This is a genomic window from Pantoea wallisii, assembly GCF_002095485.1.
GTDB lineage: Bacteria > Pseudomonadota > Gammaproteobacteria > Enterobacterales > Enterobacteriaceae > Pantoea > Pantoea wallisii.
This window is the reverse complement of sequence record NZ_MLFS01000088.1, coordinates 1-13,831: the sequence shown is the minus strand read 5'-3', so window position 1 is coordinate 13,831 and position 13,831 is coordinate 1. Positions and strand designations below refer to the sequence as shown.

The 13,831-nt window shown below is 53.5% G+C and carries 12 protein-coding genes; 7 read left to right on the top strand and 5 right to left on the bottom strand.

What is annotated here, in order from left to right; all coding sequences use genetic code 11:
* The coding region (locus tag HA48_RS20710) for a response regulator (RefSeq protein WP_128603000.1) at nt 1-3,079 on the bottom strand (3,079 nt) is incomplete at its 3' end.
* A gap of 327 nt (nt 3,080-3,406) precedes the next feature.
* Between HA48_RS20710 and HA48_RS20705 the strand changes: the two genes are divergently transcribed.
* Nucleotides 3,407-4,354, top strand: coding sequence for a sensor domain-containing diguanylate cyclase (locus tag HA48_RS20705; protein ID WP_128602999.1), 948 nt, complete (start codon nt 3,407-3,409; stop codon nt 4,352-4,354).
* 158 nt (nt 4,355-4,512) lie between these two features.
* On the opposite strand, the gene HA48_RS20700 is transcribed toward HA48_RS20705, so the two are convergent.
* A complete protein-coding gene (locus HA48_RS20700) occupies nt 4,513-5,076 on the bottom strand; it encodes an ETX/MTX2 family pore-forming toxin (protein WP_244182919.1) in 564 nt (187 codons plus the stop codon).
* 533 nt (nt 5,077-5,609) lie between these two features.
* Here HA48_RS20700 and HA48_RS20695 point away from each other — a divergent pair.
* The 5 genes from HA48_RS20695 (at nt 5,610) to HA48_RS20675 (ending at nt 8,848) form a co-directional block, all read left to right on the top strand.
* A complete protein-coding gene (locus tag HA48_RS20695) occupies nt 5,610-5,942 on the top strand; it encodes a hypothetical protein (RefSeq protein WP_158086978.1) in 333 nt (110 codons plus the stop codon).
* A 53-nt stretch (nt 5,943-5,995) separates the two neighbouring features.
* Complete coding sequence (locus tag HA48_RS20690) at nt 5,996-6,292, top strand: hypothetical protein (RefSeq protein ID WP_128602996.1); 297 nt, start codon at nt 5,996-5,998, stop codon at nt 6,290-6,292.
* 50 nt (nt 6,293-6,342) lie between these two features.
* The gene (locus tag HA48_RS20685; protein ID WP_128602995.1) at nt 6,343-6,741 is read left to right on the top strand and encodes a M15 family metallopeptidase; all 399 of its coding nucleotides are present in this window, start codon (nt 6,343-6,345) and stop codon (nt 6,739-6,741) included.
* 181 nt (nt 6,742-6,922) lie between these two features.
* Nucleotides 6,923-7,771, top strand: coding sequence for a LysR family transcriptional regulator (locus tag HA48_RS20680; protein ID WP_128602994.1), 849 nt, complete (start codon nt 6,923-6,925; stop codon nt 7,769-7,771).
* Nucleotides 7,772-8,317: 546 nt separating this feature from the next.
* Nucleotides 8,318-8,848, top strand: a complete 531-nt coding sequence (locus tag HA48_RS20675; protein ID WP_128602993.1) for a hypothetical protein — start codon at nt 8,318-8,320, stop codon at nt 8,846-8,848.
* A 128-nt stretch (nt 8,849-8,976) separates the two neighbouring features.
* Here HA48_RS20675 and HA48_RS20670 read toward each other — a convergent pair whose 3' ends face one another.
* Both HA48_RS20670 and HA48_RS20665 read right to left on the bottom strand, forming a co-directional pair.
* Entirely contained in the window at nt 8,977-10,845 is a 1,869-nt protein-coding gene (locus tag HA48_RS20670; RefSeq protein ID WP_128602992.1) for an amidohydrolase, read from the bottom strand.
* A gap of 18 nt (nt 10,846-10,863) precedes the next feature.
* On the bottom strand, nt 10,864-11,424 hold the full coding sequence (locus HA48_RS20665) for an antibiotic biosynthesis monooxygenase (protein ID WP_128602991.1): 561 nt from the start codon (nt 11,422-11,424) through the stop codon (nt 10,864-10,866).
* Between the two features lie 127 nt (nt 11,425-11,551).
* Between HA48_RS20665 and HA48_RS20660 the strand changes: the two genes are divergently transcribed.
* Complete coding sequence (locus HA48_RS20660; protein WP_128602990.1) at nt 11,552-12,460, top strand: LysR family transcriptional regulator; 909 nt, start codon at nt 11,552-11,554, stop codon at nt 12,458-12,460.
* Between the two features lie 46 nt (nt 12,461-12,506).
* Here HA48_RS20660 and HA48_RS20655 read toward each other — a convergent pair.
* On the bottom strand, nt 12,507-13,831 hold a 1,325-nt coding region (locus tag HA48_RS20655; protein ID WP_128602989.1), incomplete at its 5' end, for an MFS transporter.

Genomic DNA, 13,831 nt, shown 5'->3' with positions numbered 1-13,831 from the left:
GCAGACGGGCGCTGCCCAGCAGCTGGTGCGCCGCATGGCGGGCAGAGGCAAAATTGCCCCCGGCAATGGCCTGCGTCAGCTGCTCAAGGTCATAACTGTTTTGCTGCCGCGCCGTGGTAATCAGATCGCGCCAGGCTTGTGGGTTATTGGCCGCCAGATTCTCCAGCGTCAGTAACGATTCGTTGCGTAACGGATTCATCGGTGCGCCGGTGATCACCTGCAACAGCTGAGCACGCTCCAGCGGTTTGAACAGGCAGCCGTTCATGCCTGCTTCCTTTGCACGCAGCGCAACGCGCTCCTCCGCCATCGCCGTCAGGCCGTAAATCGGAACGGCCCGACGCACCAGCTTTTTCTCTTCGGCGCGCAGCTGGCGGGTGAATTCAAACCCGTCCATATTGGGCATGTTGCAGTCGGTGATGATGCGGTCCGGCTGGTTTTCACGCCACAGCACCAGCGCGGCTTCACCCCCGTCCGCCACCAGCACATGATGGCCGGCATACTGCAGCTGCTGCGCCAGCAGCAGGCGGTTGGTGGCATTGTCATCGACGATCAGAATGCGCAGCGCAACGTTATTGGCGGTGTCGTCGGCCAGCACGATCTCCGCCTGCGGCAGCGTGGCGGCCTCTGCGCGGAAGCGCAGCATAAAGACGCTACCGTTGCCCGGTTCGCTTTCAACGTGCAGTTCGGTACCCAGCATGATCGCCAGACGCCGGCAGATATTGAGCCCGAGGCCAGTACCGCTCACGCGGTTACTCCCCTGATCCAGCTGAATGAAAGGCTCAAAAATCGCCTGTTGTTGCTCAGGCGTCAGCCCCATGCCGCTGTCGCTGACCTCCAGCACATAGTCCGGTTTGTCGCCGTCGGCCTGATAGAGCGCCAGCTCCACTTCACCTTCGCTGGTAAATTTGATGGCGTTACTCACCAGGTTAGAGATGATCTGCTTTAGCGCGACCGGGTCGAACAGCACCTGATCCTGCTCCAGCTCAAGCAGGATGTTGAGCGCCAGGCCTTTATTGTCGGCCACGCGGCGGAACAGCGCTTCACAATCGCGGACCACATCGCTCAGCAACATCGGCATCAGGCGCACGCTGAAGTGGCCGGATTCGATCTTGGCCAAATCCAGAATGTCGCCCACCAGCGAGAGCAGAGAGCGTGACGACTCCCACGCCACATCAATATTCTTCTGGCGCTGCTGTTCATCGCTCTGGCCTAAATGTTCAATCTCCAGCAGCCCAATCAGCGCCGCCAGCGGCGTGCGGATTTCGTGGCTCATATGCGAAAGGAAAGTACTTTTGGCTTCGCTGGCACGCACCGCGGCCTCGTTCGCTTTGCGCAGATCGGCCATCAGCGACTCAATGTGCTGCAACTGATTACTGGTCTCCCGCTCGTGCTGGCGCTGTTTTGCCAGCGACGCCTTCAGCAGATGGTTGCGCCACAGGAAGAACAGCAGCCCAAGCCCGGCCACCGCGACGATACGCAGCAGATAGCTGCGATAGCTTTGCCAGGATGTTGAGGTCGCCGGCGGCGCATATTTTATCCAGCGCTCCATCAGGGATTGCAGGGTCGGCTGCGGAATATCGGAGAGCGCTTTGTTCAGGATGGAGAGTAAATGCCGATCCTGAATGTTAACCGCCATAGCCATACGGAACATCGGCAGCGGGGCGACAAACGCCACTTTGAAGCTGTCGTTAAAGTGGTTGTTGAGCAGGAACAGCGCCGACTCATACGGGACAATAAACCCGTCGATCTGGTTATCCTGCAGCTGGCCCAGCGAATCAACCGCGACGCTGTTCTCCTGAAACACCACCTTCGGCCAGCGCTCGCGCAGCTCATAACGATAGTAGGCGCGCTCATAAATACCGATGCGTTTGCCGGCCATCTCCTCAAAGCTGCGCCACGTTTTATCGCGATGGGTAATCACCACCCACGGCGAGTAGATGTAAGAGCGGCTGTAGCGGATCATATCGCTTTGCTGCGCCGCCGCGTCGCTGACCACAATCATGGCATCGCGCTGGCGGGCCAGTTTGTCGCGCATGTTGCTCAAGCCTTGCACCGGCTTATAGTGAAAGCGAATGCCGGTACGCTGGGCGATCAGTTTCAGCATATCGATACTCAGCCCGGTGACCCGCTGGCGATCATCCAAAAAAGTAAACGGCATGTGCGTCGGATCGTAATTCACCGTGATATCGCGGTGCTCCTCCAGCCAGCTCGCTTCCTGCTCGCTGAGATCCAGCGGATGGTTTTTCACCACCGACTGATAATCCAGGCTCCAGGCTTCAGCGATCTGCACCGCATTACGCAGCGGAATGTTTTTCAGGATTTCATTAATGGCATCAATCAGCGGCTGATTCGCCGCGCTACTGGCGAAGCGGGCATCCACATCGTTGGTATAGGGGGTTTTATGCGCCTCAATGACGTTATGCAGCCCGCGCTGCGCCAGAAAACGCTGCGTCGCGGAGTTGCTCCAGAACAGGGTGTTCTCACTGAATGCGGTATCGGTGTAGGCCCACAGCGGCGGAGCCGCCGGCTCCAGCGTGGCCTGCGGATAGCGCTGATGCAGCAGGGCGCGGAGATCGGCGTCGCCATAATAGAGCAGACGATAGCGGCTGTTTTTCAGTTCGCGATCAAACTGCGCGTTGCGTTTGCTGATCAGCACGCTCTGCGCCAGCGAATAGGGCAGGCTCAGCACCAGCTGCGTATCGTGATTCGCCGCCAGCGTGTAGTAGGGGATCAGATCCACCTCGCCTTCCCGCAGTGCATCTGCCAGTTCAGTCCGGGTTTTATAGGCTTTCATTTTGACCGGCAGGTTGAGCGTCCGTGAAACAATCGCCAGGTAATCCGCCGAAAGGCCTTCATAGGCGTTTTTCTCAAACGATACCGAGTAGGGCGGCAGCGCATTGCTCCACACGCCAACGCGCAGGACGGTGCGGCCGCTCAGCCAGCGCTGGCTGGCGGCGGGCAGCGTGACGTCCGGCGCCGTCAGGCCATAGCGTGGCGTAAACGTGAGCGTAGAGGAGGCTGCGGCTGCGCCCAGGCAGAAGCCCAGCAGAAAAATCATGCTCAAAATGCGTTTACCCACGTTTTATCCCGTCTTGCAGCCAGTCAGTGACTTTTCAGAGCGACACGCAGCGCAACGATCATTAAACGGCAGATAAGAAATTTCTCAAAAGCAGGAGGAAGTTTGATCGGAAAGGGGGAAAACGCCCCCGGGATGGCCGCTTTTTCTGGCGGGGATTTATCCTCTTAAGCCGTACCAGCAAGCGAAGTGCGCTGTGTTTACCGCTTTGCTTCGCCGTTACTGCTAAGCTCGGCGCAATTTTCCGCCACTCATCTGCTTTTCATTTGTTCTGTTTACAGAAAATAATCGGCAGGCAAAATAAGCTTTATTTCTTCTCCATAGCCGATCATGTCCGAAGAAGCGCTGCGCCAGCAGATTCAGAACCTGAAAAAGCATAATGCGCGCCTGAAGCGTATCGCGCATGACGCACGGAATAAGCTCAGCGCGGCGCTGGATGGCACCGGCCTGTGCCTGTGGCAGCTGGATATTCCCAGCGGCAAGCTGGTGATCTTTAACCGTCGCTGGGGCGCAATGCTGGGTTTCCAGCCCAATGAAAGTGAAGCAAAGTTTGAAGCGTGGCGCGCGCATCTGCACCCCGATGACGCCGATGAGGTACTGAAGTCGTTTTACGACCATATTGAAGGGCGCGCGCCGTACTATGAAGCGCTGCACCGTATGCTGGGTAAAAATGGCAAAATCACCTGGGTGCTGGATCGCGGACGCGTGACTGAGTGGGATGAGCAGGGTAATCCGCTCAAAGTCACCGGCACCCACATCGACATGACCAAAGAGAAGCAGTACGAAGCGCAGCTCGCCATGCTCGCGCATCACGATCCGCTCACCGGTCTGGCCAATCGTCATGCGCTGCAAAACCACTTCAGCCAGATGCTCAGCACCGGCCCGCTCTGTATGGCGTTTATCGATCTGGACAATTTCAAACACGTCAACGATACGCTGGGTCACCGCAGCGGGGATGAGGTGCTGATGCAGTTAAGCCAGCGCATCCGCGAAGCAGTGCCGCCAAACGTGGTCGTGGGCCGGTTGGGCGGCGATGAGTTTGTCCTGCTGCTGCCTTTCCTGATCGACTATCCGAAGGTGCGTATACTGGCGCAGGCGGTGCTGGATGCCGCGCTGGCTCCGTTTGACCTCGATAACGGCAATGCGCAAATCGGGGCATCTATCGGTATCGCCCCGGTGCAGGCGCGCGATAGCTTCAACGACGCGCTAAAGCGCGCCGATGAAGCGATGTACCAGATCAAAAAGAACGGCAAGCAGGGTTTCCGGCTGGTGGGATAAACGGAGACGCGTAATAGTTTTTTTGTTAAGTCTTAATATTGGGCTTTAAGTCTGCCGGCTTATTGGCTGCGTTTTCGGTCAGCACATTATCAGCAGAAACTAAAAAGGGATTGCATAAACAATCCCTGCGGTATTCACATCATATTACATTACGCCAGCTATCGATTGTCATCACTGGCAAACAGAGCTCTACCCATATAAGGCGACATCATTTGTCCTTCAATGTCTTTTAAGATCGTTTCACCATCGGAATAGTAGTCAATAGTCACATCTTCGACGATTGTCTGCACATTGGGCTTGAGCAACTCACGCGCGGGAAAAGCCCAAAAGTGGTGGCCTTTATGCCTGGGATGATAATTACAGGCAATAAGCCCATCCACATAAGCCTCATAAGTGACCTTTAATTTAATCACACCTTTTTTAGCATGCAGTTCTGCTATCGCACTTTGCCCCGGTTCTAAAACCACGGTGACTTGAGAGGATGAACTTAACTCAGTAGACTGCGTTTTTGTGATGTCTTCTCCCCAGTTATAGGTATATTCAAAGGTTGTCTCACCCTTTCCCTCCGCGATAAAATTTATGCCATAACTTATTGATTGGCCAACTTTTATTGTATGCTGCGTCATTTTTTTATGCGCGACACTGTTTGTAACAGTCTCAGTGATACTCGTCTGAAACGTTGCGGTATTTTTTGATTTGTTGAACAATTTCCGTGTTGCCACAATCGTTGGGACAGAAGTAACCTGGACAACTTCACAGGCCACCACTTTAAGATGTCGCTTAACAGGTCGCCAGCCATAGGTATCATAAAGATTATTCCATGGCGTCGGATCACAGAAAAAGACATCATTGGGAATGCGGCCTCGCTTTTCTCAATGGACTTATTCAAATTAAATGTGTCCGCCCCCCAGGTCGAAAATTCCTCTTTAGGTAATAAATCGACTGCTGTTCCAGACGCTATGACCTTCACTTTCTCTTTTGAATCACCGGTAACGATATTAAATGATATAGACATTGGAAACCTCACCTGTGGTTTATTGAGTAATTGTTTAAATATGCACTGGATAAGCGGTGCATGAAAAAATATACACGGCGTTAAATAAAAAACTTTAATTATTTTTATAACTTTTGTTCATTAAGTTATAAAGTTATTCTTTATATTTTAATGAGGTCTGTTTTCAAAAAGAGTAATTTCAAAATCGCTTTACCGCGCGTAGCTTTGAGGTATGGCATAAGCAACCTGCTAAGTGAGGATATGATGGAACAACTACTATGCATACTCAATGCCTCATACATTAAGCCCTCGAATGTGGGGGATTGGACATTTATCGATTTTGCGGGGATTTTTGTTGGGGCTTTGCTGGGTACATTTTTCATACAGACTAATAAAAGAAAAATTTGGTTCTATTTGCTCTCGATTTTTAGTGGCATTTTTGGTGCGGCACCTACCTCTGAAATCATCAGCAACCTGTTGCCGCTGGAGAGAGATCTTCATCCGGCAATTGGCGCAGTAATCTGCTCCGGATTCTTTATATCCGTGGTTGAGGCCTGGAAAAAAAAGATCAAAAAACAGGGCAAGCTGAAATAGCAGCGAAATTAAAAGGTGTGTTGACGTGTTGTTAAGCATAAAGGAGTTATATCGTGGTTAGGACTATTTTTGTATTGATATCGCTTATCTTTGTATCTTCGATTGAGGCCAGGGATATTTACAAATCTGATTTCTTGTGGCGAGTGAGCTATGTAATTGCGCCTACGGTGATGCATCAAAATGATACTGATAATGCAGGCGCTGTATGTCGTAAGTATGTAAATAAAGAGGGTGTTCCAGTCAGTCTGCCTGAGATGTTTGAACATCCCTTTAGCTGCTATATGTTTATCATCGGCTTGCCGGGATACACTGGAGATGACCTTCAGCAGTGCTGTTACAGCAATATATAAAGTAATGTTTTGAATTATTCGCGTACATTTAAGCTGGCGGAGGAAGTACTATGACAGAATTTACGTTTGGTTATAAAAGTAAGAATAATCTTGCTGGCGTAGCCCCACAGCTGGTTTTGGTTTTGTATTCAGCAATAAAGTCTTCACCCGTCGATTTTTGCGTATTCGAAGGCAGGCGCAGTCTGGAAAGGCAACGCATGCTTGTCGCCAAAGGTTTAAGTAAAACGCTCAATAGTAAACATCTTACCGGAGAAGCGGTTGATCTCGTGCCTTTGATAAAAGGACATCTCACGTGGGAGGATCGTGCGGCGTTTCGATTAATCAGAAACGCTATGTTTGATGCTGCCAGTAAACAGGATGTACAGATAAGGTGGGGCGGTGACTGGGGGAAATACAGTGAGAATGATAATCCCTTTTACGATGGCGCACATTTTGAGCTCATAAAATAACGTCAAATAAACATCAGGTAAACGCGTTCAAAAAACAAGTCAATTCTCATAACAAGCAACCGTTTCATAAACTATTCACATAACTATGACCTGTTAAAACTCCTGGTCACTCAGTGTAAACATATAAATTCTGATATGGTTATACCATCCGCGGCAAGCCAGAAAAATTTATGGGAAGCTTATGACATATGTTGCCAGAAAAATAGATTATTTTATCGCAGTAGCGCAAGAGGGTTCGCTAACTGCAGCTGCTAATAAACGGTTCGTTACCGTTCCTCCTGTTTGTAAACTCATTGCTGAACTCGAAGAGGAGGTTGGAAAGAAACTTTTTTCACGGAAAGGGCGAGGCATGGAGTTGACCGATGAAGGCAAGAAACTTTATAACGCGCTGATTACGCCTTACAATACCATTAATGAGGCTTTTTTAGAAATAAATGCTAAAAAAGTTGTCAGATTTGATATTTATGGCCCTTTCCCCACCTTCCTGGAGGATATTTGTCACTATAATTTCAGGCCAGAAAGTGGTTGTGATATTGAAGTTACTCGTAAGCGAGATGCTGATGATAAAGAGAAGGTAAGTAACGCAGACTTCATATACAGGACCTCGTCTTTAAATGATCTGGTAAACTTCAGTACCATCATGGCAAAGGAAAATGCAATGATTTTGCACTCCTGCAATATTAAGCAGGAAGAGGTATTTAACCTTCCCTTCATACAAAACCCAAATTTAGCAGAAACGGATGTCTATAAGCAGATACATAACAAGCTGGTTTTATTAGGGTACAACGATAAAGTTATAAGTATTGATAACGAAGATTTGAGGCGGGATATCGTTCGGCGTGGGGATGGCATCTCTCTGATCACACAATCTTTTGTCAGAGCTATCCATCCTGATAAGCTTAATGTATTAGAAGTTGAAGCCTTGTGCGGCGTTTTTACACACTACATTTATATTAAAAACTCTGGTTTAGTGAGTTATGAATCTATCAGGGGATTACTGTCTGCCATCTCTTATCTTGACTGGGAATGACTTATTCATTTTTCGTGGCATCTGCCTGGTAACGCGCATGCCACTTATCCGGTTTTAATCCCGACTTCACATCAGTTTTTGCAATATCCTCCCAATTCCAGGTGCTGGTTGAATACCGTGGTGCCGACTCTTTTTCGATTTTTAAAAAGCATAAATGATACGCTGCGCGTACTCCGGCTTCATTTTCTCGCTGTAAAGGCGATTGTTAACATACCTGATTTTCATGCTGATTTTTATCCTGGGCGCAACAGTCAGCTATTTATTTTTTAAATGCGATATTGAGATCTTCTCTCAGGTAAATGAGGGGATTATTGCTGATGTCACATACTTTTCATAATGGGGAATGGAGTTTTCACTCAGGGTAATATTAGTGATTAATTTTATAGTGAATGTTTTAGGAAGGGTTTTGTGCCAGAGGTAAGTGTTGGCAGGCTGAATTAAATACTTTTAATCTTAGTGGTTCCTATGTATTAATTTTTGTCTGAATGTCATTGTTATTACGCACCAACCAGAAGAGAAATCTCTTAACAATTAAGGAAGTAAAGTATGAAACCTAATGACATCATCTCTGCTACTAATTTTTTAGTTGAAAACATTCATGAGCAAGATGTTAAGCTCAGCCCTGATGGTTCTGTGATCACAAAAGATGCAATGATTGCGAATATTATTCGCGATTGCCTGAACTGTGATAGTGGGAAAGACGTGGTTGCACCCGGCCTGGTTATGCCAAAAGGGCAGATTACGCCTTTCATGATGGATTTTACCTCGGGGAATTTTAGTAAAGATTTTAACTTCGGCGTAGCGGCATTTAATGTCGAAGTTAATTATGATCTGGCATCCAAAAGCGGCACACTAAAAGTTAATTCCAGCATTTTTGGTTACAATCTTGGCGTGTCCGCTTATGAAATTGTCAATGGTGTGCTCATGAAAAATGAAAAGTTAGATATCGGTTTAGCTAAGGTAGGCTATGAATTTGATGTTGATTTCCTGAATGGTTTTAAAGGCAAGATTATGGTTTTTGGCGAAATTAATCTCGGCATTTATAAGAAAGAGGGCTCCTGGAAACTGGAGTTCTGATAGACCTTCCTGCTTTCAGTAAGCTCCTCAATACATGCACGATGAGACTCTGCTCATCGTGCATGTTTTATTTCACATCCCGGTTCGCTTAATTATTTGAATCCTGCGTTGCACGCTGATCCCGATGGTTAGAACGCAAAGCAGGAGCAGCCCAGCGCGCCCCAGAAGGCATTATTGTCCGAGACCGGCACCGACGACTGGCGCGCCACATCGTGCGAATGGCTGTGCACGCCGCACGGCCCACTGCACTGGTGCACGCCGGGCATCATCGCGGCACGGCCGCTCGCCTGTGGCGGCGCGCTGCGATAGTGGCCCGGTACGGTCACCACCGGCGACCACTCTGGCAGCACCGGCACGGGCGGTGGCGCCAGCGGGGTAAAGCTACCGGCGGCGTAGACCACTTCGCCGTCGACCAGCGTCAGCACCGATTCAATGCCCTTGATCTCCTCTTCCGGAACGCTGAAGAAATCTTTCGACAGCAGCACCAGATCCGCCAGCTGCCCGACTTTGATCTCGCCCTTGGCACTCTGCTCGCTGGAGAACCAGGCGCTGCCTTTGGTCCACAGCATCAGTGCCGTTTCGCGATCGACCCGCGCATTGTCGTCATACAGCTGCATGCCGCCCACGGTGCGGCCGGACACCAGCCAGTAGAGTGCGGTCCACGGATTGTAGCTGGCGACGCGCGTCGCATCGGTTCCCAGCCCGACCGGTACGCCGGCTTCCAGCATCTTCATCACTGGTGGCGTCTGCTTAGCCGCCTCTTTGCCATAACGATCGACAAAGTATTCACCCTGGAAGGCCATGCGGTGCTGCACCGCCAGCCCGCCGCCGAGCGCTTTAACACGTTCAATGTTGGCTTCGGTAATGGTCTCTGCGTGATCAAAGAACCAGTGCAGGCCGTTGAACGGTATGTCGCGGTTCACTTTTTCAAAGACGTCCAGCATGCGGCTGATCGATTCGTTATAGGTGGCGTGCAGGCGGAACGGCCAGCGGTGCTCCACCAGATGGCGCACCACGCGCTCCAGCTCATCCTCCATGCCCGGCGCCAGATCGGGACGCGGTTCAAGGAAATCTTCAAAATCGGCCGCTGAGAATACCAGCATCTCACCGGCGCCGTTGTGCCGCAGGAAATCGGTGCCCTGGCCCGGCTTCAGCATATCGGTCCACTTCTCAAAATCTTCCAGCTCGTGTCCCGGTCGCTGGGTAAACAGGTTATAGGCAATACGCACCGTCAGCTGCTTTTTCGCGTGCAGTTCGGCGATAACATCGTAATCTTCCGGGTAGTTTTGGAAACCGCCGCCGGCATCAATGGCGCTGGTCAGGCCGAGGCGGTTCAGCTCACGCATAAACTGGCGCGTGGAGTTGACCTGCTGCTCCAGCGGCAGCGTGGGCCCTTTGGCCAGCGTGGCGTACAGCAGCATGGCGTTGGGCCGGGCGATCAGCATGCCGGTGGGGTTGCCGTTGCTGTCGCGCTGAATTTCACCGCCCGGCGGATTGGGCGTCTCTTTGGTGTAGCCCACCACGCGCAGCGCAGCACGGTTGAGCAGAGCGCGATCGTACAGATGCAGAATAAAGACCGGGGTATCCGGTGCGGCAGCGTTGATCTCATCCAGCGTGGGCATGCGGCGCTCGGCAAACTGAAACTCACTCCAGCCGCCCACCACGCGCACCCACTGCGGTGAAGGCGTACGCAGCGCCTGCTCGCGCAGCATACGCAGGGCATCGGCCAGCGACGGCACGCCCTCCCAGCGCAACTCAAGGTTGTAGTTCAGCCCGCCGCGAATCAGGTGCAGGTGCGAATCGTTCAGCCCTGGAATGCCGGTGTGGCCTTTGGCATCGATGATCTGTGTTTCGCTGCCGGCAAAACGCATCACTTCTGCTTCGCTTCCGACCGCCAGAAATTTGCCGTCTTTGATCGCTACGGCGCTGGCCAGGGGGTTAGCGCGATCGACGGTGTGGAATGCGCCGTTGGTAAAAATCAGTGAAGCCGTTGTCATCCTCTCTCTCCTGTAAGATTATGCTTTGCGGCCCATAAGCCACTGTTTCAATACGCGTGTTGCCAGCGGCATCCACATAAACACCACCAGTGCCACGACGCTGGCGTCATTCAGTAAATGGCCCCACAGCGTGCCGTGGCTGGCGGGCAGTACCTGATTCCAGAACCACGGCACCAGGTTGGTGGAGGGGAAAATGACCCCCAGGGTGAGTAAGTACTGTTTCCACTTAGCCGGCTTTACCTGACCCGGCTGCGTGGGGGTAAACCAGAAGGCCGGGCCGGGGCGGACTTCAACATGCTCCGGCTGTGACAGCATCGCCGGCAGGTCGTGGATCAGCGCTTTGCGCTCATCCGATTTCAGCCAGGCGTAGAGTTCATCCAGCCCGCTGAAGCGGATCAGAATGGTGTAGGCGTTGTCGCCATGTACCGGCCGCAGCACGTTAACCCCGAGATGGCCAGGAAAGCTGGCCGCATGCGGCATAATATCGTCGAGCCATTTTTCATAGTCGGCCTGACGGTCGGGCTGGATGCTGTGGGTAATCACCAGCGTCACGTGGTTGGCCTGATGCGCATATGTCATGTGTTGTTCCCTGGATGTCCGCGAATCAAAGTGCTTGCGTTGATGGAGGAACAATACGGGATGCACGCAGACAGGGATAACGGAGAGTTTTTACCAGGTTGTTCAACATTTTTTGGGGAGAGATGGGATGCGGTTAAACCTTGAAGCGCTGCTGATTCTGGATGCGCTGGATCGTCATGGCACTTTTGCTGCGGCCGCGGCGCGGCTGTTTAAAACGGCGTCTGCGCTGAGCTACACCGTGCAGAAAATGGAGAGCGACCTGAAGATCACGCTGCTTGATCGCTCCGGCCATCGCGCCACGTTCACGCCAACCGGCCGGTTGATGCTGGAGAAGGGCCGTACGCTGCTGCGCGCGGTCAACGAGCTGGAGCAGCAGGCGCGTTATGTTGAGAGCGGCTGGGAGAGCGAACTGAAAATCAGCGTGGATGCGTCGCTGCCCTTCAGCATCCTGACGCCGCTGATCGATCAGTTTTATCAGGAGCACCCGCATACGCAGCTGCAGTTCCGTCAAGATGTGCTGTCGGGCTGTTGGGAAGCGCTGCACTATGGCGAAGCGGATATTGTCTTTGGCGCGGTACAGGAGCCCGCCACGCGCAAAGAGATTATCTGTCAGCCGCTGGGCTGGCTGGAGTATGTGTTCGCCGTGGCGCCGGATCATCCGCTGGCGGCCGCACCGGAACCGCTGCTGCGTGAGCAGATCCGTCAATATCGTGCGGTAACGGTACACGACTCATCGCGCCACGGTGTGGGCATCGATCTACGCGTGCTGGATGAGCAGAAAACCCTGAGCGTGCATGATTTTCCGGCGAAGCTACAGGCGCAGATCGCCGGGCTGGGATGTGGCTATCTGCCGATCTGGCTGGCGCGTCCGCACCTGGCGAGCGGTGCGCTGGTGGCGCGCCAGCTGGATAGCGAGTGCCGTCGTGATATGGCCTATCTGGCATGGAACGAGAGCGCCTGCGGCAATGCGGCGACCTGGTGGCGTGAACGCCTGCCTGCGCTCCCCGGCCTGCAGGAGATCTACCTGCCAGCTTAGTGTCTTGAGGCGGGCACGCTGTCGTGCGCCCGCCGGTCACGCGCGGCTAAATCGCGATATGGTGACTGACCTGTGGCGCCTCCTCACCCTGATGGAACTGCAGCACGGCCTGCTGCAGCGCAGCGTCAGCCCGTGAGACGCGCTGGTGCTGACGCATATGCTCCTGCCACGACTCCACCATGAACCACTCCAGCAGGGCCCCGGCATCGTCAGTCTGCTCCATCAGCCCCCACGAATAGGCACCATCACGACGGCGCGCCTGCGCCAGTTTGTGAATGGCACGCGTGAAGGCGGCGCGATCTTCCGGCGGTACGCGATAGTGAATCTGAATCAGGACCGCTCCGCGGCGCGTATCAACCCCTTCACTGACCACCGGCGCCGCCCAGTGCTGCGCGGGCTGCAGATCGGCCTCACCGGCCGGCAGCACCAGACGCTTCAACAGCAGGGCACTGATGGCTAAGCCGGCGGCGGCGATCAGCAAGGTGGTAGCAAGCCCCACCTGCTGCGCGATCATGCCCCACGCCAGGCTGCCGCCAGCCAGCGTACCGTTGAACACCATCAGGTAGACCGCCAGACCGCGGCCGCGCACCCAATCCGGCAGTATCGCCTGAGCCACGCCGTTGAGTGTGGTCAGCGCGATGATCCAGCCCACGCCGAGAATCACCATCAGCATCAGCGCCAGCCACTGCGGCGGGCTGAGCGCCAGCGCACCCACAACGCCGGCACTCAGCAGCGCGGACAGCAGCATCAATCCATCACTACTCAACGCGCTGCGCAGGCGCGGCAGCAGCAGCGCCCCGGCAATCGCGCCGGCGCCGACGGCACCCAGCAGCAGACCATAAAATCCGGCGGTGCCGTGCAGCATGGTCCGTGCCACTAACGGCAGCAGCGCCCAGATGGCACTGGCAAACGCGAAATACATGGCGGCGCGGAACAACACGCGGTGCAGTTCTCGGCTGGCTTTTACGTAGCGCAGCCCGGCGCGGAACGCACCAAAGAAGTGTTCATTCAGCTCCGTTTTCGCTTTAGCCGGACGTTTCCAGTAGATCAGCGCGGCGATAACGAAAAAATAACTGGCGACGTCAGCCCCGTAAGCGGCCATAGCACCTAAACTTGCCAGCAGTAATCCGCCGGTCGCCGGGCCAATCGCTCGGGCGATGTTGATGCCCAGTGAGTTGAGCGCCACAGCGTTTTTCAGTTCATGGCGCGGCACCAGCTCCGGCACGATGGCCTGCCAGGCCGGACCAAACAGCGCCGCCCCGACGCCGCCAACAAAGGTCAGGCCGATCAGCCACTCTACGGTGAGCCAGTTATTGTGCGAGAGCAGCAGTAGCGTGCCGCTGACGCTGGCCATCAGTAGCTGCACGACAA

Bases quoted from the DNA above. Each gene is read 5' to 3' on its own strand.
- HA48_RS20705 (WP_128602999.1), top strand. From the start codon at position 3,407: ATGTCCGAAGAAGCGCTGCGCCAGCAGATTCAGAACCTGAAAAAGCAT.
- HA48_RS20695 (WP_158086978.1), top strand. From the start codon at position 5,610: ATGATGGAACAACTACTATGCATACTCAATGCCTCATACATTAAGCCC.
- HA48_RS20685 (WP_128602995.1), top strand. From the start codon at position 6,343: ATGACAGAATTTACGTTTGGTTATAAAAGTAAGAATAATCTTGCTGGC.
- HA48_RS20680 (WP_128602994.1), top strand. From the start codon at position 6,923: ATGACATATGTTGCCAGAAAAATAGATTATTTTATCGCAGTAGCGCAA.
- HA48_RS20675 (WP_128602993.1), top strand. From the start codon at position 8,318: ATGAAACCTAATGACATCATCTCTGCTACTAATTTTTTAGTTGAAAAC.
- HA48_RS20670 (WP_128602992.1), bottom strand. From the start codon at position 10,845: ATGACAACGGCTTCACTGATTTTTACCAACGGCGCATTCCACACCGTC.
- HA48_RS20665 (WP_128602991.1), bottom strand. From the start codon at position 11,424: ATGACATATGCGCATCAGGCCAACCACGTGACGCTGGTGATTACCCAC.
- HA48_RS20660 (WP_128602990.1), top strand. From the start codon at position 11,552: ATGCGGTTAAACCTTGAAGCGCTGCTGATTCTGGATGCGCTGGATCGT.